Raw genomic sequence first — 13965 nt, 5'->3', positions numbered from 1 at the left:
CGGTACGCAAGATGGGCACACTGGTTTCCCATCACTGATCAATCCAGCTTTGGTGAACGTTTTCTCACATCTAATACAGACTCGCCCTTGATTGGTACATTGACGGCATACTGGAGGTGTCGTTTCGAGACGATGTACACGGGTAGATTTGCCACAGGTTGAGCAACTTTTGGGCACAAACATACGTATATAACATTTTGTACAGTAGTCTCTTTGCAAATAAATTCGATGGGCTTTGCTGATTGTGTCCCCACATTCATCACAATAACGACCAAATTTTGAATCTATGCTCATAGCTGAAAACCCGCTTTTGTCAGAAGCAAATTAGCGCGTTCAGTACGCCAATCACCAGTTTTGCGCCTATGGATTTGCCTTAACTTCTTACGTACCGTACAGAGTTGAGGCTTGCGAATCCTGCTTTGCCCTGGTTTTAATTGATCGATAACGCCCCTTAACCAAGTAGGTAATTTGTACGAGTCATCAAACACACGTTGGCTCAAGCCAATCTCACTACAAATGGCAAGAAAACCACAAGGCCAATCTTTAATCAATTCATTTAGCAATAAACACTGCTGTACGCGTTCATTTACCCGGGCAAATTCGACTCTCTTTGAAGAGACAGATCCGAGCTTTAATGAAAAGCAAGGCCTATTTCCAAGCATTTTAAGTCTGAGTTTTACGGCTCGAAGTACCAAGTAAATACCTGAGAAAAACTCTTGCGCAGAGAGATGATGTCTGAAAAACACCACCTTATCATCCATCAAACCTCGGAGTAATTGATGTTGGAAATCACATAGATTTCCAAACATAAATTCATCAAGAGCACCTTCTTGAACAAGAAATGAATGTCCGCATTGATTACAACTCGGCCAAGCTGAACCTTGTCCAAGGTAAACAAATGGCGCATCACAATTGGGACAACCATCAATCAAAGTATTGCGATGTGTAGCACACACAGTCACGAACGAGAGACGCCATTCTTTACGCAAGAAATTCTTCTCTTTCAAGCACGAAGGACAGAAAGAGAGCGTGTGCTTTCTAGTAGATTGTTTGTGCACACCCAAGGAATTAATCCATGGTGTTACCGCCACATTAGATTTGTCTGATTTCCCGGTGTTCGTATCGAGGTTCTCCATCCAAGATCTTAACGTCATGTCCTTGAGTACTCGGTCATCAATCCTGACAAAACGCGAAAGGTCCTTCAGAAAGCACTCACTCACGTTACGGTCTAAGTCCATTCTCCAACACGTGTTATTCGGGAAAAATTGGCGACAGAACGCTCCCGGACTTCTTCCATGGGCTCGTGAAATTCGAATCAAGTAGGAACTTAGAAGCTCACCCCGACTTGGGGCTGGACGAATGAACCAAGGCTCCAAGAGAGTCATAGTCGGCGCGCCACTTCATCCCATTCTCCAGGTTTGGTCCAGGGCAAGTTTTTGAGAACACGCGCATCTATCTTCTCAACGCCATTGTTAATCGCGAAACAAGCTGCCGCTTTCAAGAGCTTCACTGTCGAGCCGATCGTCTCTCCGCACATGCCATAGATAATTGGAGCAATTTCTCTTGTGGCCAAGCCTGAAGGTTCCGCCAAGGGCAATAACCTTTCATAACTGGCCAAAAACCGCAAATACTCCGCATCAAGCCGCCACCTATCTAGAGGTGCCGGCTCAAATCTCGATTTCATTTGAGGATCAGAGTTCAGCGCGTTGATAGCAGCCTGAGTGCCTGCCGCGACGATTGAAATTTTCAAATCGTTGCTTAATCCCTTGATGGCAGCCAATAAATCCGCCGCTTTTTTCCCGGCATTTGACAGGTTATTGAATTCGTCAATGACCAGTAATCTGACTGAGGCGTATTGAAGTGCAGATTTCACCTGACGTTTTTTTAGCGAGGCAGGGTCTTTTTCACGGTGTGATATACCAAGTGCCCAAAGAATTGTTGACCACAATTCGGACTCATCGGGGGTATCTGGCATTTCAATATGCAACAGAGGCGCTATTGGCGCCCCAGCTGCGGTAATCTGGATTGGATGGCGGCAGGCGAACCGCTCTAATATTGAGCTTTTTCCGTTACCGCTTCTCCCCACGACCAAAAGATTTGGCATCCGAAGTGTTTTTGGATAGATGAGTAGCTGATCTAATTGTTCAAGAATTCGAGTTGCTCTGGTGTATCCAACCCAGCGATCCGACTGACAGAACTCGATTCTTTCCGGAGTAGGAAGGGTCAGTACGTCAGCAACCTCCTCATTCAGATGCGCAAATTTAGTCATCAATTCATCGTCTCAGTGAGATCTCATCGAAGGGCTCAATATCTTGCGCAAAAGGGTCATCTTCATTGGCAACAGAAGCTGACTCGATCAGCGGGAAAGTGCTCGACTTTAAAGTCAAATTGGCGTTAGATTTGACTGTGTTTGGATTAGCCCCGTTCATAGAGGGATTTCTTGTAGCCTGACGGCGAGCAGCTTTAGTCTTGTGTTTCGCTTCTTCAATTCGAGACCGCATTCGTCCCAAGGCATCAAAGATCATGTTTTCATCGACATCTTCTCTCCCTTGATTTTTCAGCAACTGCTGAACTTCTTTTAGCTCCCACACGCTCATCGCGGGTTGGCCAATATTTCGATAAGGTATGACAACATATCTGTTGTCAGCAGGATCAAAAAAATAGATCTTGCTGATGTCCCGTGGGTCTCGACGGACAACAAAGGTTTTCTTCTCGCGCTTGTTCTCTGGATCAATTGAGTTGATATAGGGATCTAGGATGTGATCGTAATAGGTGATGCAATCGATTTTGATTCCATATTGTTGAACCGTCCGTTCAAAAAATGGCATGAAATCCAAACGCACTCTAAGCGGATCCTCGGGAATCGGCATGATCCCGGTTCCCGTCATATGCTCGTCCCCCATCACGCCCAACTCCCATTTTCGTCGGGGAGACATTCCCAGTTGCGAGTGAACGCGCTGGTGATAAACGTTGACTATGAAATCCACTAAATAACGCTCAAATTCCTTAAGTGTCATCGCTGCATTTTTTTCAGAGTCGTAACCCTTGCGTTTCGTTGGGTTTGAGAAAGTTGCACCTGGCAGTTTGCGGATCTCATTGGCCATTGTGCCCATCAGGCGCTCAATATGACCACCATAATGCGGCAGCAGCACAGGCCTCCACTGCAGATCGATGTTGTATTCAACACAAGCCCTATCAAGAACCACGCCGCGAAACTCTTTTGCATTGTCCGTGTGAATGACACTCATGACGCCCCAAACACCCCAGTCACCCTCGATTCCAAGCTCGGCGAGATACTCACGTTTAGGACAAATTGCCTGAGCAATACACATACCTACAGATGCGGCACTGGGTTTTTCGAAGGTGATGTAAAGACCAGCAACTGTTCTAGTACATACGTCAATGGCCAAAGTCATCCAAGGTCTGCCTATCGGCTTTCGATGAACTTCATCCACCAAAATAATGTCAGCTTCCGTGTGATCGATTTGCACCACCGCAAGTGGATAATCGGCGCCAGGGAATTGCCCAAGAATAGGGGCGTACTTGTTACGAGCCGCCTCCTTGAATCCTCTTAGTCGCATCGTGGCTGCTGGGTCAAGTAGCTTGAGCCTGTGACGCACAGTATTTGAGTGAGGGGCAGCAATTTTCGCTAAGCGGCATCGTCTATTAACTTCTTCAATCACATCCTGGGGCTTGTGACGCTGCTTGTTTAGATAAATATCTTCAATTACGCTCTCGACGATTTTTTCTTGCTCCTGAGCCAACAACTTACTCCCATACTTTCGGCCTCGTTTTGATGGAACCAAAGCAGATACATGTCCAGCCTCTTGATAGTTCTTCAGCCAACGGTACAAGGTTGCTACGTGAACACCACTGCTATCAGCAATCTTTTCAGCATCGGTTCGAGAACGGATCGGGTTCTCCAGCAGTGATTTGATCACTAAAAATCTACGTTGAGCTTGAGCCCACTCCTCCTCGCTATAAAGTGTTAGGTCGTTATGACCCACAACACTTGTGTCCTTTAAACCATCGTCATTTGCTACGAGCTTGATCTCATCGATGTAAAGACGCTCGCTCTCGAGCGTTCGCAAGTTCAACGCCAGAACACTCTCCACGGAAATCAGATGGGTGATCTTGAATCGTTCCTCTTTATAGGTCACTAATTGGCCAATTTCCACCTTGAAGAATGCTTTTGAAATGCCAGGCATATCAGGCTCCGATCAACCAAATGGTGCTGTTCATAGTCAACTTTTCATCTAGAAGAACACCAATCTGTCCACAAGCCACCAACCTCCAAAGTTCTGGAATGGCCTTCAATCTGGTTTCCTGGTGGAGATACGATGCAGCCAATAGAGCTTGTGGCGTAGTTGGCCCTAGAGCTTTAAGAGTGTAGAGAAGCTGATCACCAGTCAACTTTTGGGGATCCAGGGCTCTGTAGCGTCGAAGAAATTGAACATTTTTCAAGTAGGGCGTTCTGATCTCGCGCTCAGTCACAATTTTGAATTTCCAGCCTCTCGATCGGCAGTATCGAACCGCAGCTTTAAATCGCGGTCGGTATGTTTTCCAATTCGCTCTCAATTCGTCAATCGGCTTTACCTCATACACCATTGTTTTGACATTACCTCTGGGCGCAGACCACTCAGCCAAAACGTCTGGCGTGTAGCGCCTTTTAACCCCATCAAGATCGTAGTAGAGGGAGAAAGGTTGTTCACGGATACTTTTAACCGCAGGGTGAAAGTCCAATACGGCAATCCAATCCCTTTCTAGAGAGGATTCAAAGTTTGCGCTACCTCCACCCGTCGAAACACGGCCAGTCAAGCACCTTCGACTTGTTTTGAGCGGTCTAACAGGGCGCTCAGAATCCAGTTGCGTCATTAATTATAATTTCCTATCTAGTCGCATTAAAAAGCAGAATTAAGTCGCATTATTTAACTAATATAATGCGTTTAAATCCTTGAATTTACAAGATATACAGTCGCACTATTAAATAGAATTAACAGCGGAAACCCACCCTCCCCGGGAGAAATTACCCTGGCTCATCAGGGCATTTTATTCACCGATGAAGTGTTGGAATTCGATCGACGTTGCCTGGAGTCGCTGCGGGAGCCACTTGAAACTGGCCGGGTGAATATTTCCAGATCGGGTCACCAAGCCAGTTTTCCGGCAAAGTTTTTGTGGGTGTGCGCCCACAACCCTTGCCCCTGCGGCTGGCTGGGACACCCGGCAAAAGAATGTCGGTGCACTCCCGAGCAAGTGAGGAAATATCAAAACAAATTGTCTGGTCCGTTGGCCGATCGGCTGGACATTTCAGTGGAAGTGCAGGCGATTGACCATGGCGCGCTGCTGCAAGGGGAAACAGAACCGACCGAATTGGGCGGCAGTGCAGGGCTACGCAAGCGGGTTGAGGAAGCCCGCACTGTTCAACTTGAACGCCAAGGCTGCCTGAACGGCGAAATGAGTGCGGGCCAAATCAACAAGCATTGCAAACCCGCCAGCGGCGCTGAAAAACTACTATTGGCCTATGCACAAAAAAATCATCTTTCAGCACGGGCACTGCATCGGATTTGCCGGGTGGCACGCACTTTGGCCGACCTGGACCAAGCCAGTCAAATCGAGAAAAAACACATTGCCACCGCCATTCAGTACAGAAAAACGCTGGGAGGCGAGGCGGGCAGCCAATCGCCTGTGGCTCAGCAGCCGACTTACAATCCGTAAGCCATTCGCAGCAAGGTCAGCGGGTGGGCCAGCTCCGGTTTTTTGTCAGAGGTCTGGACAAGGTCCAGGATTTCTATACCCCAGGCAATTTGCCTCCCGGTCAACTGGCAGTCTGTTGTCAAATAGTCAGCCGGCTCAGCCATTTGCCTGAACACGCGCTGTCCCAGTTTTATCGCCACAGGATAATCTTCGCGCTGATTGCCCCAATGACTACCAAAGCCGGGGCTGCCCTTGACCACATTCACCTTGGTGTCGGGCACCAGGCCCAACAACGTCTCGGTGTGCCGTGCAATGCCCAAATGGGCGCCGCCCAGGAATGGCTCGTGATAATTCACCTTGCCCAAAGTATTGACGAAATCAATTCTTAAAGCGCCTTCGCCGTGCAAGGCGACCAGATACTCCGTGGGTGCCCAGAATGCGTCCTTCACCCGCTGAATGTCTGTATCTGCCGGAAAAAGAGCGGGCAACTTGTGAGTAAAAATTCGCGCACAGCTTGGGCTAGGGGACACAATCGCATAACCACTTTCAGCCAAGGCCAGCAAGCTCGGAATGTTGGCCCGCGCCACTGCCGCAAAACCGGAAATGTCACCCTTGGTCAGTTTGGCTTGCCCACAACAGCCCTCAAGATTGGCGATCACGCACTCAATGTCGTTGTGCTGCAGCACCTGAATCAAGTCCTGACCAATTTCAGGTTCGTGCAAATTGATATAGCAGCCCGCGTAAATTGCGACTTGCCGGGGCACCAGGCTGTGATCTGCCACCACAGGCGCCTGCGTGGGGTGTGCCAGAATCAGCGCGCGCTCCTGGGCAAGAAATGTTTGCTTGGCCAACTTGGGCAACCAGGCTTGTGCGTCAATACCCGTGCTGCGTTCAATCAACTTGCGCGCGGCACTGCTGCCCACCACTGTATTTGCCAACGCAGCGACAACCGGAACACCAGCCAGATGAGAGAAAGGATGGTGCCGCCCTGCAGCGCTGGCGTGACCGATGCTGCCCTTGGCAAACTTGATGGCCTTGGCCCGCAGCATGGTCGCCGGAAAATCAATTTGCTGAGGGTGGGGTGCGCTGTATGGGCAATGGCCCACATGGCATTGATCACACAGGTGACATTGATCAGCCAAGTCCAGGTAGCGCGATTTGGGCACACTGCCAAGCTCTGAATCTTCAGATTCATCAATCAGATCGAACAGGGAGGGGAAAGTATTGCACTGGGATAAACAGAGCCGGCAGGTGGCGCACACGTCGAACACACGCTCCATGCTGCTCAGGCATTCCTGCTCATTGAAGTAGTCAGGGCTGGTCCAGCCAACACTCTGCCCCAAGGTGTCGTGACCACTGTCCTCCACTAGAGCCTGAGCCATGCTCACCCCCGATGTTGTTGTCCTGTCCCGAACGGAATTAGATGACTTGCCTTGCGTCCAGGTCGAGCATACCAAATCCAGCTGAGCAATTGCAGAATCCATAAAATGGTCAGCGATAACCGCATGGCATCGGTGCTGTTCAACCCCAATGCCACAAAGGTATCAATGCCTATGCCGATTCCCCATTGAATGCTGAAAGCACCAATAAAGATCAGCAGATTCAAGGCAGTGCTGGACCGGCCCGTGAGTTTTTTGGGGAATGGTTTGTTGCAAGTGGCGTAAGTCATGATGCCGGACGAGATCAGGAAAGCATGGACCAACCAGCCCCACAGGCTTGACTGCTCACCCTGCACAATTTGAACGGCAAACACAAGCAAAGACAATCCCATGCCGATCAACATGATTTGATCTTCGTCGCCCCCTGCCTTGGACACCCGTTTGGTCAGAAAGCCCAAAGCGAGATAACCCAGCATCAGTACTGCGGAAATCCAGAACATGTTTTGCGCGGCCTGTGCATTGCTGACCCCGATCACATTGGTGAACCAAGGCCCCACCCACAACCCATGAAAAGCCATGAAACCACCTTGCGTGATCATGGCCAAAGGCGCAACACGCCAAAAATGAGGGTGTGCATAAATGGCCCGATAACCCTGGGCCATGTCGGCAACCGACTGGGTTTTTTGGGGTTTGAACAAAGCGGGCAAAGCAAACCACAGTGCCAGACCCGCCAATACACACAACACTGCTGCCACACCAAATACGCCGCGCCAACCCAAAGCAGGCAGGGCGGCCTCTACGGGTGTGGTGACGGTGAGTGCCCCAAGCGACCCGGCTACCAACATCCAGGATGACAGACTGGCCTGCATGTGTGGCCTAAAATAAAGGGAGTAGGCCTTTACAGCTGCCATTAAACAGGCCGAAACGCCCACACCTATCAAGGCTCGGCCCAACCACAACACCAGGTAAGAATCGGCGACCGCGAACAACAGCGCGCCCAAGGCCGCAAAACCAATCAGCACAGCCTCAACCCGCCTTGGGCCGTAGCGATCGAGCATGACTCCGACGGGCAACTGCATGATGGCAAACGACAGAAAGTACGCCGAGGCCAGAAAACCCAACTGCCCGGCAGTGAGTCCCAGTTCCTGAACCAAAGGTTGGGCGATGACCGCATTGATGGCCCTGAACGCATAGGACATCACATAGGCGGCCGCGAAAATAATGAACATGCGCATGGCAAGGCTGCCATTCACATACATGTGCTCTACACCATCTGGCCCAATCTCGCGTGAGACGTTTTCCGGGTTGTACTGCATTACTGCCCCAGAAGGGAAAAGCCGCCGAACCAGGAAGTGGCTGAATCGGGATTGGCAGCCTCGCCAGGGCCCATCATCAACACCTCATACAATGTACCTTGGTGCTCAAAGAACCGGGCTTGCGCAAAAGCTTCTTCACCGCTTGGCAACTTGCCTTGGATCGACATTTCATAAACAGTTTTGCCCAACCATTGAATGGGCTTTACCTCGGCCTGGCCCGCTGCAATGTTGTTGGCAACCGCCTGGGCCAACGCATCGCGCAGGGCTGGGCCTTGCGCTGCCAGTTCGCCCTGCAGGGGCACCGTGCCCACAGCAAAATACAGACCGTCAATTTGCGCGGCTTGCAAAGTCAAAGGCACCTGCAAACCGATCAAATCCATGGTTCGGGTGGCCTGCGCCGGCTTGTCGGGAAAAGTAGCCATATAGCCGATGTCGGTATTGGGCACCACGCGCCAATTGAACTGGGGCGAGCATGCAACCAGGGCGCATAATGCAAGCAGATAGACAAAAATGGCGCGGCTTTGAGCGAAGGCTGTTTTCATGAGGCGCTTTGAGGCGAAAATTAGGCAGGTGCTCCATTGTAGGGGCTCTTGATACAGATCAATAGCAGTGATAACCAGAGTGTGGACAGAATGGGTATTGTGAAATTCAAATCGAAAGCAGCCGGCGACATTGTGATGTTCAAATCCAATGCAGACCAACTGTTCCGGATTATGGGTATTGAACCCAGTGAGAGGGGCGTGATTGAACCACGAGACCTAAACCATGCCCATGCACAGCTGGTGGCGGCAGTGAATGCTGAGCGCATGGCTCGAGCTGAAAACCCGATTAATGAAGATGAGCTGAGCGCGGAAGAAAAAATCGCCCTGAAAAATCATGTGGGCCTTGAACAAAGGGCTTACCCTTTGTTGAAAATGCTGGAAGAAGCCGCGAAAAAAGAGGTGGATGTGCATTGGGGGTTCTAATGAACCCCCTGCGACACTTGGTTTTGACTTAAGCGCTGGCCGTTTCGCGTCGGCGCACCGGGCCGGCAATGGCCTCAACTTGCGCTTGGGTTTTCTTGCCCAAGCCAATTAGAAAACCCAGTTCGGCTACTACAAACAGTGGGCCGATGGCCAGTCCAATCAAGTCATCAACAAAGGCGGGCTTGCGACCTTCGTAATAGTGGCCCACAAACTGGATAATCCAACCCACCACAAAAATTCCAACGCCAGCACCTAACCAAGCCGCAGTACTCAGGGTTGCGAAATGCCCGGCGGCGAGCAGCAAGGCCCCGTGAATCACAAACATGGCCAAACCATAGCCAAGGCTCAACTTGAGATAAAACAGGCTGGACAGCAAAAACACCACCAGCGCGGGCGTTACTGCAATACCGGCCACATCCACCGACACACGCGACAACAGAATTAACACCGACAACACAATAATAGGAACGCCCACGAAGTGCGTGGCAATATTGCGCGGGTCACGATGATACGTGGCATAAGTTGCCAGTTGGTCGACCAACGTTCTCATGGCTTGTTCTCCTTGAAGCGGGAAATACTCTAAATGTTTGATTTTGAGCTTATATGGTTACAAATCAAGCCTGAAAGGTCTGTCAATTGCCTGACATTTGATGCTAATTTAGTAGGACAGGTGGAGACATACCAAAAAACAATGCAAACACACAACATTCAACAAATATTGAACCGTGGAAAATGGTTTGCCAATTTGCCCGCTAACCTGCAACAGGCCCTGCTAAAACACGGCGTCTTGCGACAGTTTCAAAACGGGCAACGGCTGTTTTCAAGAGGCGACTGTGCTGACGGCTTGTACGCGGTGCTCAGTGGGTCGGTTCAAATTGTGGGCGCGAGCAAACACGGCGCCGAGGACAAGCACGTGATCCTGACCCTGATTGACCCACCAGACTGGTTTGGAGAAATTTGCCTGTTTGATCGCCAACCCCGTACCCACGATGCGCTGGCAGATGGACCCGCCACTGTGTTTCATGTGCGTCAAGCCCTGCTCGATCAACTGATTTCAGACAATCCAAATTACTGGCGCGAATTTGGCCTGCTGTTGACTCAGAAGGTTCGACTGATATTCGGCGCCATCGAAGACGCAGCGCTTCTGCCCACCCCCACGCGCCTTGCACGCCGCCTGCTCCAAATGGCCGAAGGCTATGGCATACGATCGGACAGCAGCACTGTAAGCGCTCGCACGCTGCATGTGTCACAAGAGAAGCTCTCGGCCATGCTGTCGATTTCACGGCAAACAGTGAACCAGATGCTCAAAGAACTGGAACATGAAGGCTTGCTGTTGCTGGGGCGCGGCAATATTGAAATTCTGAATCTTGAAGGCCTGAAGCAGAAAGGACAAATCAACTAGCTGCATCCAAAACACCCCACCCAGTGTTCCCTCTGTGTCGACATGTAGTTTGACACCTGTTTTAAGCATCAACGACAGAGGGATTCAAATGAAATTCAAGAAAAAATTTGTGGCGCTGGCTTTGTCCAGTTTGGTATTGGGTGGTTGTTTTTCGGACGACAACACCGTGCTCAGTGCGGGTGATGTTTTTGTATTGACATCAAATGGGCAACTGGCCACATTCAATCGTGACCAACCGAGCGTAATTCGCACCTCTGTTGCAGTCAGCGGCTTAATGGCAGGGGATACACTTCTGGGTATTGATTTCCGCCCACGCGACGGACAACTGTATGCGATTGCACGTACTTCTCCTGGTAATGGAGGGCGCCTGTACACCATCAACACCACCACCGGTGCGGCCACTGCGGGTGCCACCTTGATACCAGCTGCAACGCCAACAGCAAACGGCGCGTTCACCACACTGGACGCAGCAGCCACCTCATTCAGTGTTGACTTCAACCCAGCGGCTGATGCACTGCGCCTGATCAGCGACACAGGCCAAAACCTGCGCATTTTCGTGGCCAACGCAACCGGACGAACAGCGGGTGAAACATTTGTTGACGGCACGGTATCCGATGCGGCGGCAGATATTTCAGGCGCGGCTTATACCAACTCGTTTGACGGCACCACGAACACCCGCCTACTCAATATTGACACCGTGGCTGACAACCTGACATTTCAGAACCCCCCCAACGATGGCACACAAGTGGTTGCTGCTCCGTTGGGTGTCAATGCAAGCGGCATGGTTGGTTTTGATATTGACGCGCGAAACAACCGGGGCTACGCCTTGCTGAATGTCGGCGGCAGCGTGGTGTTTCATACCATTGCCATTCCCGATTCAACGGCCACATTGCCTGTGAGCGGCCCCGCCGCCGTGGCTGTGGGTACACTGAACATCTCAGGCATTGTGGGCATGGCTTTGGTGCAGCCAACAGCCCCAACCGCGGTTGCTTTGGATGGCAACACGGCGGGTTCGCAACGCTTGTTGAAGTTTGGCATACGCACACCTAACACGGCAACGGCCACTGCAATCACCGGGCTGCCTTCTGGAGAACGCTTGCTGTCGATTGACTTCCGCCCCAGCAATGGACGCTTGTATGGTTTGAGCAGCGCGGGCAAAATTTTCACAATCAACCCAGACACAGGTGCAGCAACCCTGGGTTCCACGCTCAGCGTGGCGACGGACATTGTGAACGGTCTGGCCGCCGGCAAGAATTACGCCATTGACATCAACCCAGCGGCAGATGCACTACGCATTGTCAGTTCCCCAGACGGTGATGGTGCGTCCAAAAACTACCGCGTACTCGGAGCCAACCTGGAAAGCACGGGAGCCACCAACACCGACACAGACCTGACCCTCAATGGTGCAACAACAGGCTTTGGCATTGCCCAGGTTGCCTACACCAACAGCTTTGCGAATCCTGCACCCGCCGGCACTCGTTTGTTTGATGTGGACGCAGACAACAATCGGCTTTTGCAACAAACCAACGCCAATGCAGGAACCTTGGCTGCGATTGGACCCATTGGTACATTCAACGACTACGGTGGTTTTGACATTTCCGGCGGTGACAACGGCATGGTGCTGATGAGCAATCGCGCGCTGGCCACAGGCACATTCAGCCTGTTCACGGTCAACCTCGGCACTGGCGCAGCAACCGCGGCAGGCGTGGCCAGTGGAACCAATGAAATCGGTTCAGGCGCAACAGCGAGCACAGATATTCGCGCACTGAGCATTCGCTTCTGAGCGAGTCGCATTGAAAAAACCCCGGTTCAAAAGACCGGGGTTTTTTTATCGCCAACGTTGAATTTAGTTCAACGCCACCGCGGTTCCGATAAACATGATTTCTCCGGAAGGTCGGTTGCCCAAAGGAGATCCACCAGCGGGTTCCAAGGTGACCTCAAACAGCTGCTGTTCAACCAGCTTGGGTAACATGTCAGCAGGCAGTTCAAGCGGCTTGCCCAATTCCATCAACCCCAATGAGGTAGGCCCAGAATCGGTCGGAGCCTTGGTCCAAAGCTGCAAGCTTTTGCCCATGTTGGCCGGGTTGCCTTCAATGGGCAAACCACCAATTTGATACACGCGAATGGTGTCGTTGGGGCGAGCCTCAACCAGCCATTCAGTGGTTTTGTCAGGGCTCTTCATCACAGCCACGTATCGAGGCCCATCATTAAGTTCCTGGCTTGCTCCCAACAACTGCACACCCAGTACCACCGCTGCCGCACTGGCTGCCACCGCCCATCCCTTCCACAACCACGCGAAAGGCGAGGCCGTCGATGCTGAGGCTTTTTCTCCTGCCATGGCGATTGAACGGTCTACTTTGGCCCACACTTTGGCATTCACGGGTTCTTGCTCAAACTTTCTGGACATGGCGGCGAAGTGTTCTGTCCAACTGCTCACTTCTTTGGCCAGCTCGGGGTCCTGGTTCAAGCGTCGCTCGAAATCCTGTCGCTCAGCGTCTGTCATTACGCCGAGCACGTACTCGCCAGCCTCAACAATCTTGGCTTCTGTCTGCGTCGTCTCTGTCATGACAAACACTCCTTCAATTTCAACAATCCCCGGCGTATCCAGCTTTTGACGCTGCCGAGGGGCGAATTCAATCGTTGTGCAATTTGTTCGTGGGTATAACCATCGACAAAAGCCAGCACAATGGCGTTGCGTTTGGTTTCATCCAGTTTGCCCAGACAAGCACTGAGCTTTTCGGCTTCCTGAGCCAGCTCCTGGTTGTCGTTGGTCGACAGCTCGGGAACGTCGTGCTCTTCGGAAGACACTTCCATTAACCGTTTACGCACCGTATTTAACGCTTGGTTGCGAACCACCGTGTACACCCAACCGCGCGCAGACCCCAAGGCGGGAGAGTATAACCGAGATCGATTCCAGACCTTGACCATGGCATCGTGTAAAACCTCTTCAGCCAGCTCACGCCGCTTCACAATCCGATAAGCCACCGCGAACAACCAGCGGCTGTCTCGTGCATAAATTGCCTGTAACGCAAATTTTTCACCGCGCGCGCAGGCCAGTAGCGCAGCCTCGTAGTCAAAGTCGCTGGGGTCTGGAGAAATTTTTTCAGTCACGTTAACACTACTCGCTGCAAGATAAAACAGATGCAAATGGGGGGCAAAACAAGTCGGCCCACCGCTTGGGTTAAAACCAATTACCTGAATTAATCCTC

Annotated in this window: 14 protein-coding genes; 4 read left to right on the top strand and 10 right to left on the bottom strand. The window is 51.3% G+C overall.

Annotated features, from left to right (window positions below):
- Positions 1-290: 290 nt before the first annotated feature.
- From A0129_RS10425 to A0129_RS10410, 4 genes are read right to left on the bottom strand one after another with little or no spacing between them, the layout of a single operon-like run.
- Positions 291-1385: a TniQ family protein gene (locus A0129_RS10425; protein WP_291714747.1), complete on the bottom strand. Its 1095-nt coding sequence runs from the start codon at positions 1383-1385 to the stop codon at positions 291-293.
- A complete protein-coding gene (locus A0129_RS10420) occupies positions 1382-2269 on the bottom strand; it encodes a TniB family NTP-binding protein (protein ID WP_291714744.1) in 888 nt (295 codons plus the stop codon). Before A0129_RS10420 ends, A0129_RS10425 begins: the two co-directional genes overlap by 4 nt.
- A 4-nt stretch (positions 2270-2273) precedes the next feature.
- The gene (locus A0129_RS10415; protein WP_291714743.1) at positions 2274-4208 is read right to left on the bottom strand and encodes a Mu transposase C-terminal domain-containing protein; all 1935 of its coding nucleotides are present in this window, start codon (positions 4206-4208) and stop codon (positions 2274-2276) included.
- Between the two features lies 1 nt (position 4209).
- Positions 4210-4875 carry a TnsA endonuclease N-terminal domain-containing protein gene (locus A0129_RS10410; RefSeq protein ID WP_291714741.1) on the bottom strand — a complete coding sequence of 222 codons (666 nt, stop codon included), beginning with the start codon at positions 4873-4875 and terminating at the stop codon, positions 4210-4212.
- 75 nt (positions 4876-4950) lie between these two features.
- On the opposite strand from A0129_RS10410, the gene A0129_RS10405 reads away from it, so the two are divergent.
- Positions 4951-5715: an ATP-binding protein gene (locus A0129_RS10405; RefSeq protein ID WP_367189921.1), complete on the top strand. Its 765-nt coding sequence runs from the start codon at positions 4951-4953 to the stop codon at positions 5713-5715.
- On the opposite strand, the gene A0129_RS10400 is transcribed toward A0129_RS10405, so the two are convergent.
- From A0129_RS10400 to A0129_RS10390, 3 genes are read right to left on the bottom strand one after another with little or no spacing between them, the layout of a single operon-like run.
- A complete protein-coding gene (locus tag A0129_RS10400) occupies positions 5703-7076 on the bottom strand; it encodes a heterodisulfide reductase-related iron-sulfur binding cluster (protein ID WP_291714739.1) in 1374 nt (457 codons plus the stop codon). The genes A0129_RS10405 and A0129_RS10400 overlap by 13 nt on opposite strands.
- Before the next feature lie 2 nt (positions 7077-7078).
- Positions 7079-8389: a nitrate/nitrite transporter gene (locus A0129_RS10395; RefSeq protein WP_105027938.1), complete on the bottom strand. Its 1311-nt coding sequence runs from the start codon at positions 8387-8389 to the stop codon at positions 7079-7081.
- Entirely contained in the window at positions 8389-8931 is a 543-nt protein-coding gene (locus A0129_RS10390) for a hypothetical protein (RefSeq protein ID WP_105027937.1), read from the bottom strand. Before A0129_RS10390 ends, A0129_RS10395 begins: the two co-directional genes overlap by 1 nt.
- A 90-nt stretch (positions 8932-9021) precedes the next feature.
- Between A0129_RS10390 and A0129_RS10385 the strand changes: the two genes are divergently transcribed.
- A complete protein-coding gene (locus A0129_RS10385) occupies positions 9022-9354 on the top strand; it encodes a DUF1840 domain-containing protein (protein WP_105027936.1) in 333 nt (110 codons plus the stop codon).
- 28 nt (positions 9355-9382) lie between these two features.
- On the opposite strand, the gene A0129_RS10380 is transcribed toward A0129_RS10385, so the two are convergent.
- Complete coding sequence (locus A0129_RS10380; RefSeq protein ID WP_105027935.1) at positions 9383-9904, bottom strand: DUF962 domain-containing protein; 522 nt, start codon at positions 9902-9904, stop codon at positions 9383-9385.
- 141 nt (positions 9905-10045) lie between these two features.
- Here A0129_RS10380 and A0129_RS10375 point away from each other — a divergent pair, with 141 nt between their 5' ends.
- Together A0129_RS10375 and A0129_RS10370 are read left to right on the top strand one after the other, a co-directional pair.
- A complete protein-coding gene (locus tag A0129_RS10375) occupies positions 10046-10756 on the top strand; it encodes a Crp/Fnr family transcriptional regulator (RefSeq protein ID WP_105027934.1) in 711 nt (236 codons plus the stop codon).
- Positions 10757-10844: 88 nt separating this feature from the next.
- Positions 10845-12539, top strand: a complete 1695-nt coding sequence (locus A0129_RS10370; protein WP_291714736.1) for a DUF4394 domain-containing protein — start codon at positions 10845-10847, stop codon at positions 12537-12539.
- Between the two features lie 63 nt (positions 12540-12602).
- Here A0129_RS10370 and A0129_RS10365 read toward each other — a convergent pair whose 3' ends face one another.
- Together A0129_RS10365 and A0129_RS10360 are read right to left on the bottom strand one after the other, a co-directional pair.
- Positions 12603-13322 (bottom strand): anti-sigma factor, encoded by a 720-nt coding sequence (locus tag A0129_RS10365; RefSeq protein ID WP_105027932.1) that lies wholly within the window; start codon positions 13320-13322, stop codon positions 12603-12605.
- On the bottom strand, positions 13319-13965 hold a 647-nt coding region (locus A0129_RS10360), incomplete at its 5' end, for a sigma-70 family RNA polymerase sigma factor (RefSeq protein ID WP_291714734.1). The genes A0129_RS10365 and A0129_RS10360, both read right to left, overlap by 4 nt.

This window comes from Limnobacter sp. CACIAM 66H1 (assembly GCF_001601825.1).
Lineage (GTDB): Bacteria > Pseudomonadota > Gammaproteobacteria > Burkholderiales > Burkholderiaceae_B > Limnobacter.
The sequence above is the reverse complement of the archived record's forward strand: the minus strand, read 5'-3'. Positions and strand labels throughout refer to the sequence as shown.